Below are 18,300 nucleotides of genomic sequence, written 5' to 3'. Positions count from 1 at the left end.
CACGCTTGCGCGGATAATCACAATCTGCGCGTGCGGTCCTGTCGCCGCTCCCCGGGAGATCACGATGCGCGTCCCGCGCTCAAGCCTCATGGCGCTGGCCGCCCTCTTGACCGGCTCGGTGGCCACGGCCGCCCTGGCTGCCGAAACCGCTGCGCTCGATCCGTCCCTCACTGCGCCGATCTCGGTGGCGCCAACGCCGACCGCGCCTCCGGACCAAGCACCGACCGCGTTGCCGGACTATAAGCCCGAAGTCCCCGCCGCCGAGCCGGCGCCGGCGGCCTCCGCACCCGTCGCCCCGACCGATCCCCTCGGCGCGGCGGTGCTCGCCCGGGTCGGCGATCCGGCGCCACTCCTGCTGCGACTGACGACCAAGGATCGCGACGCCATCCGGTCGTTCTACGAGGCTCGGGCAGGCAAGCCCCTTTGGGTCGCCGACGGCGGCTGGACCGAGGCCGCCAAGTCCGTCTCGGCCCGCTTGGCGGCTGCCGGTGAGGATGGTCTCGACGCCCATGCCTACACGACTCCCACTCTGTCCGAGAAGCCGGACGACAAGGCGATTGCGGACGCCGATCTGCGCCTGTCCGCGGCGGCCGTGCTCTACGCCCGGGACGCGCGCGGCGGTCGGATCAACCTCGCGTCGATCTCACGGCTGATCACCCCGCATCTCGACCTGCCCTCCGGCAACGACGTGCTGACCAAGCTCAGCGATGCCGGCGCGAAGGCTGGCGAAGCGCTTCAGGCCTACAATCCGGCGACGCCCGGCTACCTAGCGCTGAAGGCCCGGCTCGCCGCTCTGCGCGGCCCGGCGCCGAGCGCGGTCAAGCCGCTGCGACTGCCGTCCGGTCCGGCCCTGCGGCTCGGCATGCGCGATGCCCGCGTGCCGCTGCTGCGCGCGCATTTCGGCCTTGAGAGCAGGCCGGCCGGCACATTCGATCAGGGTCCCGGCGAGCCGGACACCTACGATTCCGTGGTCGCCGACGCGGTCAGCAAGTTTCAGCGCGGTCGCGGGCTGCCCGCCACCGGCATCCTGAACGTTCAGACCGTGCTGGCCCTTGCCGATGCCGGCCATGCTGGCCGTCTGACCGGCGGCGAGGCCGAACTGATCGTCAACATGGAGCGGTGGCGCTGGCTGCCGGGGGATCTCGGCGCCAACTACATCCTGGTCAACGTGCCGGAATATCGACTGCGCGCCTATCGCGGCGGTGTCCTGCGCGACGAGGCCCGGGTCATCGTCGGCAAGCCGGACTCGCGTACGCCGCTGTTCTCAGGGCTGATGGAATACGCGGTCGTCAACCCGTCCTGGTATGTGCCGCCCTCGATCCTGAAGACGATGGCGCCGAAGCTTGCCGGCTACGGCGGCAAGACCTGGGGCGGATACGAGGTCGTCCGACACGGGGGTCATATCTCGCTGCGCCAGCCTCCGGGTGAGCGGAACGCGCTCGGCTTCATCAAGTTCATGTTCCCGAACCAGCACGCGGTCTACCTCCACGATACGCCGAACCGCTCGCTGTTCTCCGCATCCAAGCGCGACTTCAGCCATGGCTGCGTGCGCGTGGACGATCCGTTCCGCCTTGCCGACGTGGTGCTGCCGGATTGGTCCGCCGAGCGCCTCAAGAAGCTGATCGGCAAGGGCGAGCGCACGCTTCGGTTGCCCGAGAAGCTGCCGGTCCACCTCGCCTATTTCACGGCCTACGTGGACGATGGCGGCACCTACCGGACCCTGCCCGATCTCTACGGCTATGATGCCCCGATGCGCGCGGCGCTCGGTCTGCCGGGCGGCGGCGGCGCAGCGGTCGCCCGGCTGCCGGACGAGGCGCCCAGGCGCAAGGCCGAGGCTGTGCCGATGCCGCCGAAGACACACAGCGCCCAGCGCCGATGGCCCCATCGCCATGTGGCTGATGAATGGCCGACCGGACGCTACGAGGAGGCCGAGCCGCCGCGCCGCCATCTGCGCCGTGCTGCACGGGCCGATGACGCCCCTGAATACGGTGAGCCCGGGCTGTGGACCCCGGCGCCGCAGCAGGGTGCGCCGCGGAGCTACTGGTAGGCGCCGGGTCATCGGCAGCCGATCTCGCAACTTTCACGTGCGCGGCCACACATCCGGGCACGATTTTGCCACGGTCCAGCCTTAGCCGTTTCCGCGACAGCCGGAGGCGCCCGGCAATGATTGCTGCGGGCGGGAGAGGATCAGGACCGTCGTGCCGAGCCTTCTCCCCCTTCGAAAGCTCGTCCTCGCCCTCTCGGGCATCGCGCTCGGGTTCCTGGCGGGGACCGCCGAAACCGAGGACGCGGTCGCCAACGGCGACACCCGCACGCTGACGATCTACCACACGCACACGCAGGAAAGCGCGACCATCACGTTCAAGCGTGACGGGCGCTACGACCGCGCGGCGCTCGATCAGCTGAACTGGCTCCTGCGCGATTGGCGCATCAACGAGCCCACCAAGATGGATCCGCGCCTGTTCGACACCGTTTGGGAGGCCTATCGCCAGGTCGGCTCCGGTCAGGCAATCCATATCGTGTCGGCCTATCGTTCGCCGGGCACCAACGCGATGCTGCGCCGCCGCTCGAAGATGGTCGCCGAATACAGCCAGCATATGCTCGGCAAGGCGATGGATTTCTACCTGCCGGACGTATCGATCGACCGGATCCGCGAGGTTGGTCTTCAGATGCAGCGCGGCGGCGTCGGCTGGTATCCGCATGCCGGCACGCCGTTCATCCATCTCGATGTCGGCTCGGTTCGGATGTGGCCGCGCATGACCCACGATCAGCTTGCGCGCCTGTTCCCGGACGGCAAGACGGTGCTGCTGCCGAGCGACAACCGTCCGTTCCCCCGCTACGAGGAGGCGAAGGCCGAGATCCTGTCCCGCGGCGGCACCGTGGCGGGTATCACCACGCAGATGGCCAGCGGCGAGGAGGAGGACGGGCCCGGCTTGTTCGGCTTCCTGGCGAGCCTGTTCGGTGGCGGCAAGTCCGAGCCGGCGCCGGCTCCGCCACCGGTGGCGGTGGCGACCAGGACCCGTCGCGCACCTCTTGTCGCAGTGGCGAGTGCCGATCCGCAGGATCCGGTCGGGACCCGTACCGCCCTCGCCTACGCGGCGCCCGCCGCCGACGATGCCCTGCGCGGCTCCCTCATCCAGCGCGAGATGGCGAAGGCGCCCGACCCGAAGGGTACCGACGCGAAGGCTCTGCTCACCGCCGTACCGCCAACCTCGAGCGCGGAGGAGGCCATCGCCGCCGTGGTGGCGCCGCTTCCGCCGCGCCGACCGTCCGATCTCGCTGCCGTCGTAGCGGCGCTCACCATGCCGTTGCCGCCGCCGCGACCGGTGCAGTTCGCCGCGCTGAACAGCGGCATGGCCAACCTTCCAGCCGCAACCGAGATCCGCGCGCTGGCGAAGCCTGTTCCCGCCGAGCCGACCCGTACCCGTACCCTGGTCGCCCCGGATGCCGACGCCAAGGTGCAGCTACGCGCCCTCTTCGACGCCGTCGCGTCCGGTCCCGTCGCGACACCGGCGAGCCGCGGCGCGCCCGTCCGGATCGCCGCGACGCGCGTCCGCGACACCGCGCCCGCCGCCGTTGTGACCGCGGCGCCGGAGCGTACGACGACGCGGTTCAGCACCCGCAGTCCGGGCGACGATCTTGAGGCGGCCCGGTTCACCGGATCGGCGACACGGGCCGCCTCCGGGGGGCGTTAAGCTGACCGAAGTCGCAACCCCGACCGCACCTGTCTATGGTCCGGATCCCGGTTGGGCGGCTGTGAGCGGTGGCCGGTCGGAAGACGTCAGCGCAGGGGCTTCGAGAGGTTGATGCTCAGCGCCGCCACCAGAGTCGCCGCGTAGCCGCCATCCTGCATCGAGGCGATACGATCGGCCTCGGCGCCGCTGTTGGTTGCCACCGACATCATCAGCATCCCGCATGTGACCACCCCGCCCAGCGTTGCAACGAGCGCCAGATAGGCGCGCATGGCGGCGCGGGGTGCCACGGCGACGGCCGGCGGTTCGCCGAGGCACAGGGGTGCGGGATCGGATCGGATCATGGCCGGTGCTTCTGACGGGTGACGTAAGACCCGCCGCGGATCGAAAAGAGACACGCTCGATCCATCGGCTCAATAGGTCAACGTCGGATCTCCGGTCGAGTTCGTCGAGCGAGCCGGCATTTTCAACGGCTTTTCTCGTGCTTGGTTGAGACTTGGTTGGAGGGCGCGCGCGCCCTCCCCGGGTCGCTCAGCCTTCCTTGCCGGAAACCTTCCCAAGGGCCGCCTGGGCGGCTGCGAGGCGGGCGATCGGCACCCGGTAGGGCGAGCAGGAGACGTAATCGAGCCCGACCTCCTGGCAGAAGCCGACCGAGGCCGGGTCACCGCCGTGCTCTCCGCAGATGCCGAGCTTGATATTCGGCCGGGTCTTGCGGCCCCGCTCCACGCCGATCCGCACCAGCTCGCCCACGCCCTCCTGATCGATGGTGATGAACGGGTCGGCCGGTAGGATTCCCTTCTGGGTATAGGGGCCGAGGAAGGTCGCGGCGTCGTCGCGGGAGATGCCGAGCGCCGTCTGGGTCAGATCGTTGGTGCCGAAGGAGAAGAACTCGGCGGTTTCGGCGATTTCACCGGCCTTCAGCGCCGCCCGCGGCAGCTCGATCATGGTGCCGACCTGGTAGTCGAGGGTCGCGCCCTTCTCCTCCGACACGGCCTTTGCCATGGCGTCGATCCGCGCCTTCACGATGTCGAACTCGGCGCGGGTGAAGACCAGCGGAACCATCACCTCGGGGGTGACCGCTTGGCCGGTATCGGCCGCAGCCTGCACGGCGGCCTCGAAGATCGCCCGGGCCTGCATCTCTGCGATCTCCGGGAAGGCGATCGCGAGGCGGCAGCCGCGGAAGCCGAGCATCGGGTTGTGCTCGGACAGTTCGCGCATCCGGTGCCGGATCTTCTCCTCGGCCACGCCGGTCGCCTTCACGACCTCGGCGACTTCGGCGTCGGTATGCGGCAGGAATTCGTGGAGCGGCGGGTCGAGGAGGCGAATCGTGACCGGCAGGCCGGACATGATCGTGAACAGCTCCCGGAAATCCTGCCGCTGGTAAGGCAGGATCTTCGCCAAAGCCGCCCGGCGGCCCTCGGCGTCGTCGGCGAGAATCATCTCGCGGACCGCGATGATGCGGTCCCCCTCGAAGAACATGTGCTCGGTGCGGCAGAGCCCGATGCCCTCGGCGCCGAAGTTGCGGGCAGTGCGGGCATCGGTCGGGGTGTCGGCATTCGCCCGCACCTTCATGACCCGGAACGCGTCTGCCCATTCCATCAGCGTGGCGAAGTCGCCCGACAGCTCGGGCTCCAGCATCTTCACCTCGCCCTGGATCACCTGACCGGTCGAGCCATCGATGGTGATCCTGTCGCCGGCCTTCAGCGTCACGCCGCCAACCGTCAGGGTCTGTGCCTTGTAATCGATGCGGATCGACCCGACGCCCGACACGCAGGGCTTGCCCATGCCGCGGGCGACCACGGCCGCGTGACTGGTCATGCCGCCGCGGGTGGTCAGGATGCCCTCCGCGGCATGCATGCCGTGGATGTCCTCGGGCGAGGTCTCGATCCGCACCAGGATGCACTTGCGCTCGGCCTTGCGGTGGGCCTCCGCATCCTCGGAGTTGAACACGATCTCACCGGTCGCCGCCCCGGGCGAGGCCGGCAGGCCCGAAGCGATGACCTTGCGGTCGGCCTTCGGGTCGATGGTCGGGTGCAGCAGCTGGTCGAGGGCACCGGGCTCGACCCGGGCGATCGCCTCCTCCTTCGAGATCAGCCCCTCGCCCGCCAGGTCCACGGCGATGCGCAGGGCGGCCTTGGCCGTGCGCTTGCCGTTGCGGGTCTGGAGCATCCAGAGCTTCCCCTTCTCGATGGTGAATTCCATGTCCTGCATGTCGCGGTAGTGGCTCTCCAGGATCCCGTAGATCCGGGTGAGCTCCGCGAAGCTCTCGGGCATGGCCTTCTCCATGGAAGGCTTGTCGCTCTCGGCCTCGATCCGGGCCTTTTCGGTGATGTTCTGCGGGGTGCGGATACCCGCCACCACGTCCTCGCCCTGGGCGTTGATCAGGAACTCGCCGTAAAGCGCCTTCTCGCCGGTCGAGGGATTGCGGGTGAAGGCGACGCCGGTCGCCGAGGTGTCACCCATGTTGCCGAACACCATCGCCTGGACGTTGACGGCCGTGCCCCAGCTCTCGGGGATGTTGTTCAACTCGCGGTACTTCTTGGCGCGCGGGATCATCCAGGAATCGAAGACAGCGCTGATCGCGCCCCAGAGCTGGTCGTCGGCCCCCTGCGGGAAATCCGAGCCATGCTCCTCGCGAACGATTTTCTTGTAGGTCTGGATCAGGGTCTTCCAGTCGCCGGCACCGAGCTCGGTATCGAGTTCGAAACCCTTGGTCTCCTTGTACTGCTCCAGGGCCTCCTCGAAGGCGTGGTGCTCAACGTTCAGCACCACGTTCGAGTACATGGTGATGAAGCGACGGTAGGAATCGTAGGCGAAGCGCTCGTCGTCGGCTTCCTTGGCCAACGCCAGTACGGTCTCGTCGTTGAGGCCGAGATTCAGCACCGTGTCCATCATGCCGGGCATCGAGGCGCGGGCGCCCGAGCGGACCGAGACGAGGAGCGGGTTGGTGCTGTCGCCGAACTTGCGGCCCGTCAGGGCGCCGATCTGAGCGAGCGCGGCGGCGACCTGATCCTTCAGCTCCGGCGGGTAGGCCTTGCCGTGATCGTAATAGTAGGTGCAGACTTCGGTGGTGATGGTGAAGCCGGGCGGTACCGGCAGGCCGAGGTTCGACATCTCGGCGAGGTTGGCGCCCTTGCCGCCGAGCAGGTCGCGCATCTGCGACTTGCCCTCCGCCTTGCCGTCGCCGAAGGCATAGACCCACTTCGCGCTGTCGGTCGCCATGTCGATCCCGTCCATCTCAGATGCCCGGCTCCGGCCGAGCTGATGGGCGGGGTTGGACCATCCCGCACCGCAACGCAAGATGAACGCGCGATGGCGTTGTGCGCACGCGGCTGACGGTGGCGACGGTCTGTCAGGCGTGACGCCCCCGCCCGGGCGCGCCGCGGCTCAGCGCAATATTCCCAGGCCGATGACACCGATGACGATCAGGTAGATCGCGACGATGTAATTCAGGAGCCGCGGCATCACGAGGATCAGGATCCCGGCCAGGATCGCGATGAGCGGCTGGAGATTCGAGATGGTGATCGTCATGGGTGCCTCGTAAGGCCGAGCTTGGCCGTCGATATCGACGTCCTTACCCGCCGGAGGTTCCCTGTGGCTTGCGGGCGGCGGAGCCGTAAGCTCCGCCGCCGCTCACATCATGGCTTTGTCGGGATAGGTGTCGGCGTCTGCGTTCCCGGGATCGGATCCTTGGCCTCGCCGGTCGGCAGGTTCACCGCGACCGTCGGGTGCGACAGTTCCGGATAGGGCTCGATCACCTTGGCACCGTTCAGCGGCTTGTTGGCGCCGTTGTGGCAGGTCGCGCAGTAGATTTTCGGCGCGTCCCCGAGCGCGCCGAGCCGGTTGCGCGGGAAAGTCGAGGTGAGCGGCGTCATGTAGTCCTGGTTGAGGTCCCGCACCATGCGGATCCCATACCAAGCGTGGACGCGATTGGGCGTACTCGTATCCCACTGCGCCACCGAGCGGGTGTTGTGGCAGAAGGTGCAGTTCACGCCGAGGGACTGCGACATGCTGATCATCAGGCCGAACGTCTTTTCGGCATCCTGGATCGGCTTGCCCTTGGATTCCGGCAGCGCCGTGGTGGCGTTGACCCGGATCGCATCCTCGGACGTCTCCTTGTGCTGGTAGAAGGCCTGATACACGTCGTAGGGCAGCGAGGTGTTGCCGACCTGAGGCGAGGCGAGGTTCTGGCTGTTGTTGCGCGGGATGAACCGCCCGGCGCCCTGGATCGGATGGTCGAACCAGATATTCGCCGGCACCGGATTGCCCCGGTGGCAGGTGTAGCAAGTCACGCCCGCCTCGTGGACGTGATTCTCTTTCCAGGACGAGTTGATGTATTGCGTCATCTGAAACATGCGCCGGGCGACACGCTTCTGGTAGAGCTCGTCGGAGGCCATGTTTTCGGTGCTGTGGCAGTAGGTGCAGCCCTGCTGCGGCGCGACCCATTCGGTGATCGACACCATGATGCGGTTGAACTGCTCAGCTGAAAGATCGCCGAGAACCTGCACGTTCTCGTAGACCGCGGAGGCCTTCTCCCCGCCGGGTTCCGCGGGATCGGCCGGTGCCGGCGCCCGGTTGGCCTCCGCCAGCGCCTCATTGCCGGCCCGGGTACGGATCAGGTCCATCGCGGTGCCGCGAAAGCCGGTCTGCTTGACCGCCATGGGCGGATGGGTCCAGCCCGCGCCACCGAACATCGCGATGGTGAGGAACAGCGCGAGCGCGCCTCCGACAACCGCCAGAATCGTCTTCATGACGGCCTCCTCACGGCCTCGGGCCGGGTGCGAGATGGGCGGGATCCACGATCGGGCCGTAGACCTGCGGATAGTTGGGGGCGACGTGGTGCTTGACCGCCCAGAGGTACCAATTGTCGACCACGGTGCCTGTGAGCAGGATGCCGATGCCGCCGGTCAGCGTCGTCAGCACCGCGAACCACCACGCCCAACGGTGGATCGACTCCATCGTGGCGTTGAAGCCCATGGTCCAGCGCCAGAACAGGGCGGCGCGCTCGGTGGCGGTGCCGCGATCGACGATCTGGTCGATTTCGCGCTCGGCGCCGTAGCGCGAGCAGGCCAGAATGGTGCCGCCATGCATCGCGAACAGGAGCGTCGATCCGTAGAGGAACGTGATCGAAAGCATGTGGAACGGGTTGTAGAACAGGTTTCCGTAGCGGAGCGAGAATGCCGCCGTCCAATCGAGATGCGGGAAGATGCCGAATGGCACCGCCTCCGACCACGAGCCCATCAAGACCGGGCGGATGAAGCCCAGGACGAGGTAGAGCCAGATCGCCGACGCGAAGGCCCACGGCACATGGGTGCCCAGCCCGAGCGCCCTCGCCCGCCGGTAGAGATGGACCCACCAGAGCAGGATCGAGGCGGTGAGGAAGAAACCGGCGATCAGCCACCAGCCGCCCTCGTTCAGCGGCGGCAGCACGCGGAGCCCGTATTTGGGCAGCGGTGGTTCGAGGGCGAGCCACGGCAATTGCCGGACGAACTGGATCGGATCCCAGTTCACCGAGGCCCACATGTTGAGCCCGATGATCTCGAAGGCGATCAGCCCGCAGGTGATCGACAGGGCCGCGATGTAGCCGATGTAGATCGGCCCAACCTGACTGTTGCCGATCAGCCCGAACAGATAGCTGTTGAATGGCTTGCCGACCCGGTCATCGACCGAAACCGGCACCCCGTGTTCCGGTTTCAGCGGGCGTACCTGAACCTGCGTGAAGATGTTCTGATAATAGGCCATGGCCTGCCTCCCCCGAGGATCCGCGCCCAGACGGCGGCGGGCCCCGTGTTATCCGTGTCGTGCCGCTTGCCTTGCCGCCCTCATCCCCACACCGGCAGGTTGAGCCACCAGCCCCACCATTGCGGCCAGCCCTGTGTCCAGAACGGGCCGCTGATCACGATGCAGACCGCGCTCCAGAACCCTGCCGCCAGGGCCAGGAACAGGCCGAGCCGATGCACGCCCAGCGTGCCGATGGAGTAGCCGATCGTATCGCGGAAGAACGTGTCCTCGTGCTCGGGCGTCTTGACGGTCTCGCCCTTCTTCGGGTTCGTCGCCGAGAGGATCAGGCCGCCGTGCATGGCGAGCGCCAAAGTCGTGGTGAAGAAGAATGTCACCGCCAGCATGTGCGCCGGATTGTAGTGGAAGTGGAGATATTGGTATCCGGTGTTGGACACCCAATCGAGGTGGCTGAGGATACCGTAGGGGAAGCCGTAGCCCCAGGCACCCATCAGGAACGGGCGGATCACCACCAGGGTGAAATAGGCGAAGATCGCCATGCCGAACGCCACCGGCACGTGGTAGCCGATGCCGAGCTTGCGGCAGATTTCCACCTCGCGCAAAGCCCAGGACACGAACGATCCCAGAGCGCACATGGTGATGATCTGCCAGAGGCCGCCTTCCTTGAGGGGCGCGAGCTTCAGGCCATAGCTGATGTCGGGCGGCGCGATGTTGATCTGCCAGATGTTCCAGGTCGGCCCGATCGCCGCGCCGTAGATCACCAGCGCCGTGCCGAGCACGGTGAAGAACAGCCCGACGACGCCGAAGAATCCGACGAAGAACGGTCCGACCCAGAAGTCGAACAGGTCGCCGCCGAGCAGCGTGCCGCCGCGGATCCTGTATTTGCGCTCGAAGCTCAGCATCGCCATGGCGGCGGCTCCTCGATCAGGCCGAGAGAAGACAGGGGTGACCGCGGCCCTCGCGCGCCGCGGTCCGGACCGGACGTCAGGCCGGCAGTTGCGGCAGCGCCAGCGTGATGGCGTTCGCCTGCTTGTTGGCCTTCGGACCTTCCAGCCAGTTGAACCGGTCGGTCGAGAGCAGAATGAAGTGGATCAGCAGCGCCAGGATGAAGAGGAAGGTGAACAGAGCCACCAGCGTGCGCCGCGGATCGAACAGCAACCAGACCTTGTGCATTCGAGCCTCCTCAGCCGATCATCGTGACGAGGGCGTGGGCCGCATCGCGGACGCCCTCAAGGGAGGCGTAGCCCTGCGGTCCAGGGAGCCACGGACGCCACAGCCACACGAGGATGTGGGCGACCACGGCGATCGCCGTGAAGATGAGGAAGCTCGTCAGGAAGATCGCGTGGAACTCCTTGGCTTCCGGTTCCGTCAGCCCGGACAGGCTGCTCGGTCTTTCTGTTGTGACGGGTCCACTCGCCATCGTTCAGACCTCCGTGTGTTGGCCGCGCCTCTGGCGAGGCGCGACGGGTACAGCCGTGAGACCTCGCGGCGCCCCCGGCTCGACTTCCCCCGCGTCACCGGACGGAAGCATCTCGATCAGGGCAATCAGCCCATGAAGGCGAAGGGGATGGCCTGAACCGCCATGGCGCGGGCCTCCCCGAAGACGGACCGCCGCGCCGGCACGAGGCCCGGACGGGCGACCTCGCGGGCGGGCCGGAACCGGTTCAGCGTGGCGGCGGCGAGGAAGAACGGGTAGGTCGCCGCCAGGATCAGCCGGAACTGGATCTCTTCTTGGTGCTGGCGGGCGGTCGGGACCATCGTGCGCATCGTCAGGTCTCCTCTGGGGATTGGGAAAGGCAGGGTCACGCGGGGATCCCCCCGGCGAAGTCGGCACGGGCGCGCGCCACATGGGCGGGCGCCACGGCATCGGAATCGGCATCGCGGGCGGCGCGCTCGGCGGCGTCGCGCAGGCGCTTGGCGGCCGAGATGCGGGCGAGCACCGGCTGCGCCTCGACCAGGGCTTCCAGCGCTTGCCGGGCAGCCTCGTCCCAGGGCAGCTCCGCGTGGCGCCGCGCCGGGGTGGCCTCGACCTTGTCCATGTCGCGGGCGAGCGGCAGGATGTGGAAGAGCGTGTCGAACAGGGCGTTGCAGACTTCCTGCACGAGATAGGTCGCGCCGGCGTAGCCCATGAACGGCGTACCGGTGTGCCGCCGGATGATCGCCCCGGGGAACGAGGCTGGCACGTAAGTCGCTCGGGCACCGCACTCCGCGAGGTACATCCGCTCGTTGAACGAGCCGAACAGCACCAACGGAGGCTTGGCGGCGATGGCAGCGCGAACGGCCGCGTTGTCGGGTTTCAGCCCGGCCGAGCGTCCGAAGGCGAAGTGGCAGGGCAAGCCCATCTCGTCTTCGAGGAAATGGCGCACACCGCGGGCGTAGGTCTCGGTCGCGACGATGCCGAAGCTCGCGGTCCCAAAGAAATCCTGCGTTACCGAGCGCCAGAGATCCCAGATCGGCTTGATCGTGGTGTGGCGCTCGCGCTCGATGAACGGCTCCGGATCGAGGCCGAGGGTCGCACCGAGCGAGCGCAGGAACTTGGTGGTCGAGAGCACGCCGATCGGCGCCTGCAGGTAGGGCCGCTCCAGATCCTCGCAGAGCAACCGGCCGAACTCCCGGTAGAGGCAGATATTGGCGTCGGCATTCACGAGCTTGGGCACGTCCGCGAGGTGCGCGCCGAGCGGGAAGGTCAGATTCACCTCGGCGCCGATCCCCTCGACCAGCCGCCGGATCTCGGCGAGGTCGGAGGGCATGTTGAACGTGCCGTAGGCCGGGCCGATCAGGTTCACCCGCGGCTTCTCGCCGGGCTTCCTCTCGGGCCGGGCCGGGATGCCCGACTTCGCGAATTTCTTGGCCCCGTATTCCTGCCAGAGCCAGCGCATGGCCCGGTCGGCCGCCTGCCACTGGTCCTCGTCGATGGTGCGCGGCAGGAAGCGCTGGAGGCCGGTGCCCTCCGGCGTCACGCCGCCGCCGATCATCTCGGCGATGGAGCCGGTCACCACCACGCTGGGCTGGCCCGGATCCAGGGTGGCGTGGGCGCGCTTCATGGCACCCTCGGTGCCGTGGCGACCGAGTTCTTCCTCGGCGAGGCCGGTGACGACGATCGGCAATTCATGCGGCGGCAGCGCGTCGGTGTAGTGCAGCACCGAAGTCACCGGCAGGTTCTCGCAGCCGACGGGACCGTCGATGACGACCTGCAGGCCCTTGATCGCCGTGAAGACGTAGACCGCGCCCCAGTAGCCGCCGGCCCTGTCGTGATCGAGGATGAGCATCAGGCCATCTCCCCGATCGGCTTCTTGGGGCCCTCGATCTTCGGGCCCTGACGCTTCTGCGGGACCTCCTGCCAGACGCCGGCGGCATGTCCGGTGCCGACGCCCTTGAAAAAGTCGCGCATGGCGTCGAACCGCGCCATGTTGCCCAGCGCGGCGTTGATCACCGTGGCGAGCGATCCGGCGCCGGCCGCGCCCATGAGCGGGCGCGCCGAGATCAGGTTGGTGAAGTAGAGCGCCGGGGTGCCGCGCTCCTTGGCCCGCTGCACCACCGGTGTCGTGCCGATCGCGAGATCGGGCTTGAGCGACTCGAGCGCGTAGAGATCGTCCTCCAGCGAGGCCCGGTACTGCACCTGCGTGCCGCGGGCTTCCAGCCAGTCGCGATCGGCCTCCGACCAGGGCGTGCGCGGGCAGGCGGTGCCGACATAGGGCACCTCGGCGCCGCTCTCGACGAGGAGGCGCGCCACCAGCAGTTCCGAGCCCTCGTAGCCCGAGAGCGTGATCCGGCCCTTGATCGGCATGGCGCCGAGGGCACCGCGGATGCCCGGCAGGATCCGGTTCTTGGCCGACTCGACGGTGGCGCGGGGCACGCCGCAGGCCTCGCCGATCCGGTCGAGCCAGTCGGCGGTGCCGTCGACCCCCACCGGGGCCGAGCCGACGATCGGGCGACCGGCCGCTTCGAACTCGCGGAGCGAGGCCGTGTAAAATGGATGGATGGCGGCCACCGCGGCGCAATCGAGGGCGGCGTAGAGTTCGCGCCACTCGCGGGTCGGCACCACCGGCCCGGCCGACAGCCCCAGGGGCTCCAACAGCCCGCCGATCACCACCGGATCGGCCGGAAACACCTCGCCCAGCAGCGCTACGCTCGGGCGCTCCGAACGGCCGCCGCGGGGTGCTGCAACCGGACCCTGCTCGGCCTCCGCACGAGCGACCTTCAGCATGGCGCCGGCCAGGACATCCTTGGCTTCGGCATGGGTCGGGACGCCGAATCCCGGCACGTCGATGCCGATCACCCGGACGCCGCCAATTTCTTTTGGCAGGAGACGGAGCGGCACCCCCGAGGCGGTCGGTACGCAGAGGTTGATGACGACGACAACGTCGTAATCCTCAGGCTTCGCGGTGGCGTGGACCGCCTCGCGGATGTCCTCGAACAGCTTGCCGGTGACCAGCGTCTCCGAATTGAACGGCACGTAGCCGACGCTGCGCTTCGCCCCGTAGAAATGCGACGTGAAGGTCAGGCCGTAGACGCAGCAGGCGCTGCCCGAGAGGATCGTGGCGGTGCGGCGCATGCGCAACCCGACCCGCAGGGAGCCGAAGGCGGGGCACATGCTCTGCGGCTGGTCGTGCGGCCCCTGTGGATAGTCGCTGCGCAGCTGCGCCAGCGTCTCCGACATGCCCGCGGCTTCCGCGGCCGCCACCATCGCGTCCTTGCCGGCGTGACAGCCGAGCCCGTCGGCCTGCGCGGCGGCGAGATCGATGGTGGCCGGCGCCTTGCGGGCCCGCAGATCGGCGATGTCGAGGGAGACGGCCATGCGCGTCAGACCTCGTCGTACACGACTTCGAGGGACGGCTTGGTCACCTGGGCGACGCCGCACATGTCCTCCTGAGTCGCGGGGACCAGGACCACGTCGCGGCCCGTGGTCTCGCTGGAGAACAGGCCGAGCAGCCCGTCCTGCGTGAGCGGCGTCGGGCGGTGCGGCGCGGCCTCCGCGACGTTGGCGGCGAGTTCAGAGAACAGGTCGCCCCAGCGCCCGTCCGGCTTGCCGATGATCTCGTAGTTCGCGCTCTTGCGACGGATGTCCTCGTCGGCCGGGATCGAGGCGAGGATCGGGATGCCGGCGGCCTCCGCGAAGGCCTGCGCCTCGCCGGTGCCGTCATCCTTGTTGATCACGAGGCCGCCGACGCCGACATTGCCGCCGAGCTTGCGGAAATACTCCACCGCCGAGCAGACGTTGTTGGCGACGTAGAGCGATTGCAGGTCGTTCGAGCCGACGACGATGACCTTCTGGCACATGTCCCGGGCGATCGGCAGGCCGAAGCCGCCGCAGACCACATCGCCCAGGAAGTCGAGCAGGACGAAATCGAAGCCCCACTCGTGGAAGCCCAGCTTCTCCAGCAGCTCGAAGCCGTGGATGATGCCGCGCCCGCCGCAGCCGCGCCCGACCTCGGGGCCGCCGAGCTCCATGGCGTAGACGCCGTCGCGCTTGAAGCAGACGTCGCCGATCGCGACCGCCTCGCCGGCAAGCTTCTTCCTGGTCGAGGTCTCGATGATGGTCGGGCAGGCCTTGCCGCCGAACAGGAGCGAGGTCGTGTCGCTCTTCGGGTCGCAGCCGATCAGCAGGACCTTCTTGCCCTGCTGGGCCATCATGTAGCTGAGGTTGGCCAGCGTGAACGACTTGCCGATGCCGCCCTTGCCGTAGATCGCGATGATCTGCGTTTCCTTCTTGGCCGGTGCGGTGATGACGGCATCGGGCTCGATCGCGGCCTCGGCGCGGAGCTGGGTCGCTTGGCTGAGGGCGGCCTTGTTGAGCTGAACGTTCACGCGGCGTCCCTCCAGTCGAGGATCATCTTCAGGCAGGCGGGATCGGAGAAGGCGGTGCGATAGGCGCCCTCGGCATCGACTGCCGGCGCGCGATGGGTGATCAGCCCGTCGAGCGAGAGGCGGCCGCCGTCGATCAGGCGGGTCACGGCCGCCAGGTCGTCCGGGCGGAACTCGGCCGAGATCCGGATCCGGGCCTCGCGCATGAAGGCGGGCGGGAAGGCAAAGCTCAGGGGCGCTTCGTAGAAGCCCGCCAGCACGATCTCGCCGCCGGACGCGAGCCGGGCGATCAGCGCGTCGAGGCCGGAGGCATCGCCGCTGACATCGGTGATGACGGCGTAGTCGCGGCGCGGATCATCATCCGGGGCGAGGACCGCGTAGCCGTGATCGCCCGCCCGACGAATCGCATCCCGCTCCCAGACGGTCGGCGCCGCGCCGGCCGCGAGGGTCAGGCGCGCGAGCAGCCGGCCGAGGACGCCGTGCCCGACGATCAGCGGGGTTGCGCCGGGCCTGATGCCGCCGAGCGCGCGATAAGCCGTCGCCGCAAGGGCGAGGAGACACGCGGCCTCGCCGAGCCCGGCATCGACGGGCACGAGCCGGTGGGCGGGCGAAACCAGATGCGAGGCGGCGCCACCGAACAGACCGCGGACTGTACCGAAGCAGCGGGCGCCGGGAACGAAGACGGTCTGGCCGACCCGAACGGCACCAGCCTCGTCAGCCTCCACGATCGTCCCGACCGATTCGTAGCCCGGTACCAGGGGGTATCCCATCCCAGGGAACGACGGCATGCGGCCTGACCAGAGCAGACGCTCGGTCCCGGTGCTGATCCCGCTCCAGGCGATCGCGACCACCGCGTCGGACCCATTGGCAGGCTCCAGCGGCAGCCGCTGGACCGACAGATGTTCCGGACGTTCGAGGATGACGGCGAGCGCATCCATGGTGGGAATTTCCGCCCTGCTTCACGCGACTCTCGATGGAGCGAGGACGCTAAGTGTCATCCTAGATAGACACAAGGGCGCGTCAAGTCACACTTACTATGGGGCGCCCGATTTTTGAGCGATCAGCACCCGGGCGAGCAGTGGGCGACGGGTCCCGCGTTCGTAGGCGGACGCAAATCCCGCCTCTCGCAGCGTGCTGCACAGCTCATCGCCACGACGAGGCCGGCCGGAGCCCATGGCCAGCAGGTAGAGTCCGAAATAGGCGTCCCCGACCGGCTCAGCGCCTGGCGTCCCGGCCATTGGCTCGGCCAGGATCAAGCGGCCGCCCGGGGGCAGCGCCGCGTGCGCGGCCGCTAGGAGCGCCCGGGCCGGTCGGTCATCATGATCGTGCACGATCCGCACGAGCGAGATGGTGTCGGCGCCCGAGGGCAGACCGGCGTGGAAGTCGCCGCCGCGGCAGGTGATTCGGGCGCCGAGCCCCAGGCGTGACAGGCGCGCCGTCGCGCGCTCCGCAACAGCGGGTAGGTCGAAGAGGGTCAGGCCGAGATTCGGATGGCGGGCGGCGACCGCTTCGAGGAACACCCCCTCGCCGCCACCCACATCCATGAGGCGCCGGGCGCCGGACAGATCGCAGGCGTCGAGCACATCCTCTGCGATCATGGCCTGCGAGGCGCCCATCAGGGCGCTGTAGCGGGCATAGGCCTCGGGTTCGGCCGCGGTGCCCGACGCGTAGGGCCAATAGCCTGACAGGCGCGTGGGCTGCGCCTGCCCCCGCAGAAGGCGCACGGGATCGGCGAGATCGGCATAGAGCAGCGCGTGGTGCTCCACCATGCCGGCGATGCCGGGGTTGCCGATGAGCGCGGCGCCGAGGTCCGCGAGCCCATACCGATCGCCCTTGAGCGCCCGCACCAGACCGAGCGATTCAGCGGCGCGGAGGAGGCGGCGGGCATTATCGGGCGGCAGATCGAGCCGGCGCGCCAATACGTCCGTGGTGATCGGCCCATCGGCCAAAATCGCGAAGAGGTCGAGCCGGATGCAGGCCGTCAGAACCTGCGCGTACACGAAGCCCGCGCAAAGATCGAACAAGGCACGGGTGTTGCGCCGGGCGATACCGCGGGTCAGCGGAAATCCCGTCGCCCAGCGCTGGAACCGCGGGTTTGCCACGAGGCGGTTGCGCCACGCGAGCCAACGGTCGCCCCAGGCGGCCGGGGCCGGCGGGTCCACCTCGGCGCCGGGCAGGGAACCGGCGCTCAGGCCATCACCGCCCGCAGGCTCGCGGGCAGGAACAGCCGCGCCTGCGCCTCGATCTCGGCGGTGAGGATCGCGGCGCCCGGACAGGTCGGGATCGCCGCCACGGCTTCGCGGGTGAGCCGCGACAGGCGCTCCAGCGCGCCGCCCGTGCCGAGCAACGCCGCAGCATTCGGGCGGCCCAGCGTCGCATCGCGCCCGGCCGGCTTGCCGATCTCCTCCTGTCGGCAGGCCACATCGCGCAGGTCGTCGGCTACCTGATAGGCCTCGCCCAGGCACTCGCCGAGCCGGCGCCAGGGCTCCGCCTCCGCCCCGGCCGCGGCGGCGCCCGCCGCCGTGGCGGCCGCGAACAGAGCGCCGGTCTTGGCCTGCTGATAGTCGCTGAGGCTGATATGGGCCTCCGATTCCCAGGCCTGACCGGCCGCGATGCCGGAGGGCGAGCCGGCGGCCCGTCCGAGCAGCCCGACGAGTCGGCCGAGCCGACCCGAATAGGGACCCGCCGCCCGGGCCAGCGTCTCGAAAGCCAGCACGATCAAGGCGTCGCCCGTCAGCACCGCGATGGGTTCGCCGAAGGCCATGTGGACGGAGGGCTTCTGCCGGCGCATCGGCGCGTCGTCGAAGCACGGCAGATCGTCGTGGACGAGCGAGGCGCAGTGCAGCAGCTCGATCGCGGCCGCCGCCGCCGTGGAACCGGCTGGATCGTCGTCACCACAGGCCAGCGCGACGGAAAGACAGAGCCGTGGGCGGATCCGATGGCCGCCCGGAAACACGGCATAGCGCAGCGCCTCCGCGAGGAGCGGTGGCGCCCCCGGCGCTTCCGCATGCGCCACGGCGCGATCCAGCGCCATTTCGATTCGCCGGCCCGACTCCATCGCGCC

Annotated in this window: 17 protein-coding genes; 2 read left to right on the top strand and 15 right to left on the bottom strand. The window is 68.7% G+C overall.

Annotation, left to right across the window (positions count from 1 at the left end):
• Nucleotides 1-64: 64 nt before the first annotated feature.
• Nucleotides 65-2,047 (top strand): murein L,D-transpeptidase, encoded by a 1,983-nt coding sequence (locus MKK88_RS25105; protein ID WP_244004611.1) that lies wholly within the window; start codon nucleotides 65-67, stop codon nucleotides 2,045-2,047.
• A gap of 151 nt (nucleotides 2,048-2,198) precedes the next feature.
• On the top strand, nucleotides 2,199-3,695 hold the full coding sequence (locus tag MKK88_RS25100; protein WP_244004609.1) for a DUF882 domain-containing protein: 1,497 nt from the start codon (nucleotides 2,199-2,201) through the stop codon (nucleotides 3,693-3,695).
• An 86-nt stretch (nucleotides 3,696-3,781) separates the two neighbouring features.
• On the opposite strand, the gene MKK88_RS25095 is transcribed toward MKK88_RS25100, so the two are convergent.
• From MKK88_RS25095 to MKK88_RS25025, 15 genes are all read right to left on the bottom strand, one after another.
• Nucleotides 3,782-4,036, bottom strand: a complete 255-nt coding sequence (locus MKK88_RS25095; protein ID WP_244004607.1) for a hypothetical protein — start codon at nucleotides 4,034-4,036, stop codon at nucleotides 3,782-3,784.
• Between the two features lie 187 nt (nucleotides 4,037-4,223).
• The gene (gene ppdK, locus MKK88_RS25090) at nucleotides 4,224-6,914 is read right to left on the bottom strand and encodes a pyruvate, phosphate dikinase (RefSeq protein WP_244004668.1); all 2,691 of its coding nucleotides are present in this window, start codon (nucleotides 6,912-6,914) and stop codon (nucleotides 4,224-4,226) included.
• 165 nt (nucleotides 6,915-7,079) lie between these two features.
• Nucleotides 7,080-7,223 carry a DUF3096 domain-containing protein gene (locus MKK88_RS25085; RefSeq protein WP_244004605.1) on the bottom strand — a complete coding sequence of 48 codons (144 nt, stop codon included), beginning with the start codon at nucleotides 7,221-7,223 and terminating at the stop codon, nucleotides 7,080-7,082.
• A 107-nt stretch (nucleotides 7,224-7,330) separates the two neighbouring features.
• A complete protein-coding gene (gene pufC / locus MKK88_RS25080; RefSeq protein ID WP_244004603.1) occupies nucleotides 7,331-8,443 on the bottom strand; it encodes a photosynthetic reaction center cytochrome PufC in 1,113 nt (370 codons plus the stop codon).
• A 10-nt stretch (nucleotides 8,444-8,453) separates the two neighbouring features.
• Nucleotides 8,454-9,434, bottom strand: a complete 981-nt coding sequence (pufM, locus tag MKK88_RS25075; RefSeq protein WP_244004601.1) for a photosynthetic reaction center subunit M — start codon at nucleotides 9,432-9,434, stop codon at nucleotides 8,454-8,456.
• 80 nt (nucleotides 9,435-9,514) lie between these two features.
• On the bottom strand, nucleotides 9,515-10,339 hold the full coding sequence (gene pufL / locus MKK88_RS25070; RefSeq protein WP_244004599.1) for a photosynthetic reaction center subunit L: 825 nt from the start codon (nucleotides 10,337-10,339) through the stop codon (nucleotides 9,515-9,517).
• Between the two features lie 76 nt (nucleotides 10,340-10,415).
• A complete protein-coding gene (pufA, locus tag MKK88_RS25065) occupies nucleotides 10,416-10,604 on the bottom strand; it encodes a light-harvesting antenna LH1, alpha subunit (RefSeq protein ID WP_243919609.1) in 189 nt (62 codons plus the stop codon).
• Nucleotides 10,605-10,614: 10 nt separating this feature from the next.
• Nucleotides 10,615-10,851 carry a light-harvesting antenna LH1, beta subunit gene (gene pufB / locus MKK88_RS25060; protein WP_012319767.1) on the bottom strand — a complete coding sequence of 79 codons (237 nt, stop codon included), beginning with the start codon at nucleotides 10,849-10,851 and terminating at the stop codon, nucleotides 10,615-10,617.
• 125 nt (nucleotides 10,852-10,976) lie between these two features.
• On the bottom strand, nucleotides 10,977-11,198 hold the full coding sequence (locus MKK88_RS25055; RefSeq protein ID WP_244004597.1) for a hypothetical protein: 222 nt from the start codon (nucleotides 11,196-11,198) through the stop codon (nucleotides 10,977-10,979).
• Nucleotides 11,199-11,233: 35 nt separating this feature from the next.
• Entirely contained in the window at nucleotides 11,234-12,700 is a 1,467-nt protein-coding gene (gene bchZ / locus MKK88_RS25050; protein ID WP_244004595.1) for a chlorophyllide a reductase subunit Z, read from the bottom strand.
• Nucleotides 12,700-14,229, bottom strand: coding sequence for a chlorophyllide a reductase subunit Y (gene bchY / locus MKK88_RS25045; protein ID WP_244004593.1), 1,530 nt, complete (start codon nucleotides 14,227-14,229; stop codon nucleotides 12,700-12,702). Before bchY ends, bchZ begins: the two co-directional genes overlap by 1 nt.
• Nucleotides 14,230-14,234: 5 nt before the next feature.
• Nucleotides 14,235-15,239: a chlorophyllide a reductase iron protein subunit X gene (locus tag MKK88_RS25040; RefSeq protein WP_244004591.1), complete on the bottom strand. Its 1,005-nt coding sequence runs from the start codon at nucleotides 15,237-15,239 to the stop codon at nucleotides 14,235-14,237.
• Nucleotides 15,236-16,174, bottom strand: a complete 939-nt coding sequence (bchC, locus tag MKK88_RS25035; protein WP_244004589.1) for a chlorophyll synthesis pathway protein BchC — start codon at nucleotides 16,172-16,174, stop codon at nucleotides 15,236-15,238. The genes MKK88_RS25040 and bchC overlap by 4 nt, the downstream gene beginning before the upstream one ends.
• A 96-nt stretch (nucleotides 16,175-16,270) precedes the next feature.
• Nucleotides 16,271-17,398 (bottom strand): acetylserotonin O-methyltransferase, encoded by a 1,128-nt coding sequence (locus MKK88_RS25030; RefSeq protein WP_244004587.1) that lies wholly within the window; start codon nucleotides 17,396-17,398, stop codon nucleotides 16,271-16,273.
• Nucleotides 17,399-17,424: 26 nt separating this feature from the next.
• A complete protein-coding gene (locus MKK88_RS25025) occupies nucleotides 17,425-18,294 on the bottom strand; it encodes a polyprenyl synthetase family protein (RefSeq protein WP_244004585.1) in 870 nt (289 codons plus the stop codon).
• Nucleotides 18,295-18,300: the final 6 nt, after the last annotated feature.

The sequence above is a fragment of the Methylobacterium sp. E-005 genome (assembly GCF_022829725.1).
Taxonomy (GTDB): Bacteria; Pseudomonadota; Alphaproteobacteria; order Rhizobiales; family Beijerinckiaceae; genus Methylobacterium.
The sequence above is the reverse complement of the archived record's forward strand: the minus strand, read 5'-3'. Positions and strand labels throughout refer to the sequence as shown.

Bases quoted from the DNA above. Each gene is read 5' to 3' on its own strand.
- MKK88_RS25105 (WP_244004611.1), top strand. From the start codon at position 65: ATGCGCGTCCCGCGCTCAAGCCTCATGGCGCTGGCCGCCCTCTTGACC.
- MKK88_RS25095 (WP_244004607.1), bottom strand. From the start codon at position 4,036: ATGATCCGATCCGATCCCGCACCCCTGTGCCTCGGCGAACCGCCGGCC.
- ppdK (WP_244004668.1), bottom strand. From the start codon at position 6,914: ATGGCGACCGACAGCGCGAAGTGGGTCTATGCCTTCGGCGACGGCAAG.
- MKK88_RS25085 (WP_244004605.1), bottom strand. From the start codon at position 7,223: ATGACGATCACCATCTCGAATCTCCAGCCGCTCATCGCGATCCTGGCC.
- pufC (WP_244004603.1), bottom strand. From the start codon at position 8,443: ATGAAGACGATTCTGGCGGTTGTCGGAGGCGCGCTCGCGCTGTTCCTC.
- pufM (WP_244004601.1), bottom strand. From the start codon at position 9,434: ATGGCCTATTATCAGAACATCTTCACGCAGGTTCAGGTACGCCCGCTG.
- pufL (WP_244004599.1), bottom strand. From the start codon at position 10,339: ATGGCGATGCTGAGCTTCGAGCGCAAATACAGGATCCGCGGCGGCACG.
- pufA (WP_243919609.1), bottom strand. From the start codon at position 10,604: ATGCACAAGGTCTGGTTGCTGTTCGATCCGCGGCGCACGCTGGTGGCT.
- pufB (WP_012319767.1), bottom strand. From the start codon at position 10,851: ATGGCGAGTGGACCCGTCACAACAGAAAGACCGAGCAGCCTGTCCGGG.
- MKK88_RS25055 (WP_244004597.1), bottom strand. From the start codon at position 11,198: ATGCGCACGATGGTCCCGACCGCCCGCCAGCACCAAGAAGAGATCCAG.
- bchZ (WP_244004595.1), bottom strand. From the start codon at position 12,700: ATGCTCATCCTCGATCACGACAGGGCCGGCGGCTACTGGGGCGCGGTC.
- bchY (WP_244004593.1), bottom strand. From the start codon at position 14,229: ATGGCCGTCTCCCTCGACATCGCCGATCTGCGGGCCCGCAAGGCGCCG.
- bchC (WP_244004589.1), bottom strand. From the start codon at position 16,174: ATGGATGCGCTCGCCGTCATCCTCGAACGTCCGGAACATCTGTCGGTC.
- MKK88_RS25025 (WP_244004585.1), bottom strand. From the start codon at position 18,294: ATGGAGTCGGGCCGGCGAATCGAAATGGCGCTGGATCGCGCCGTGGCG.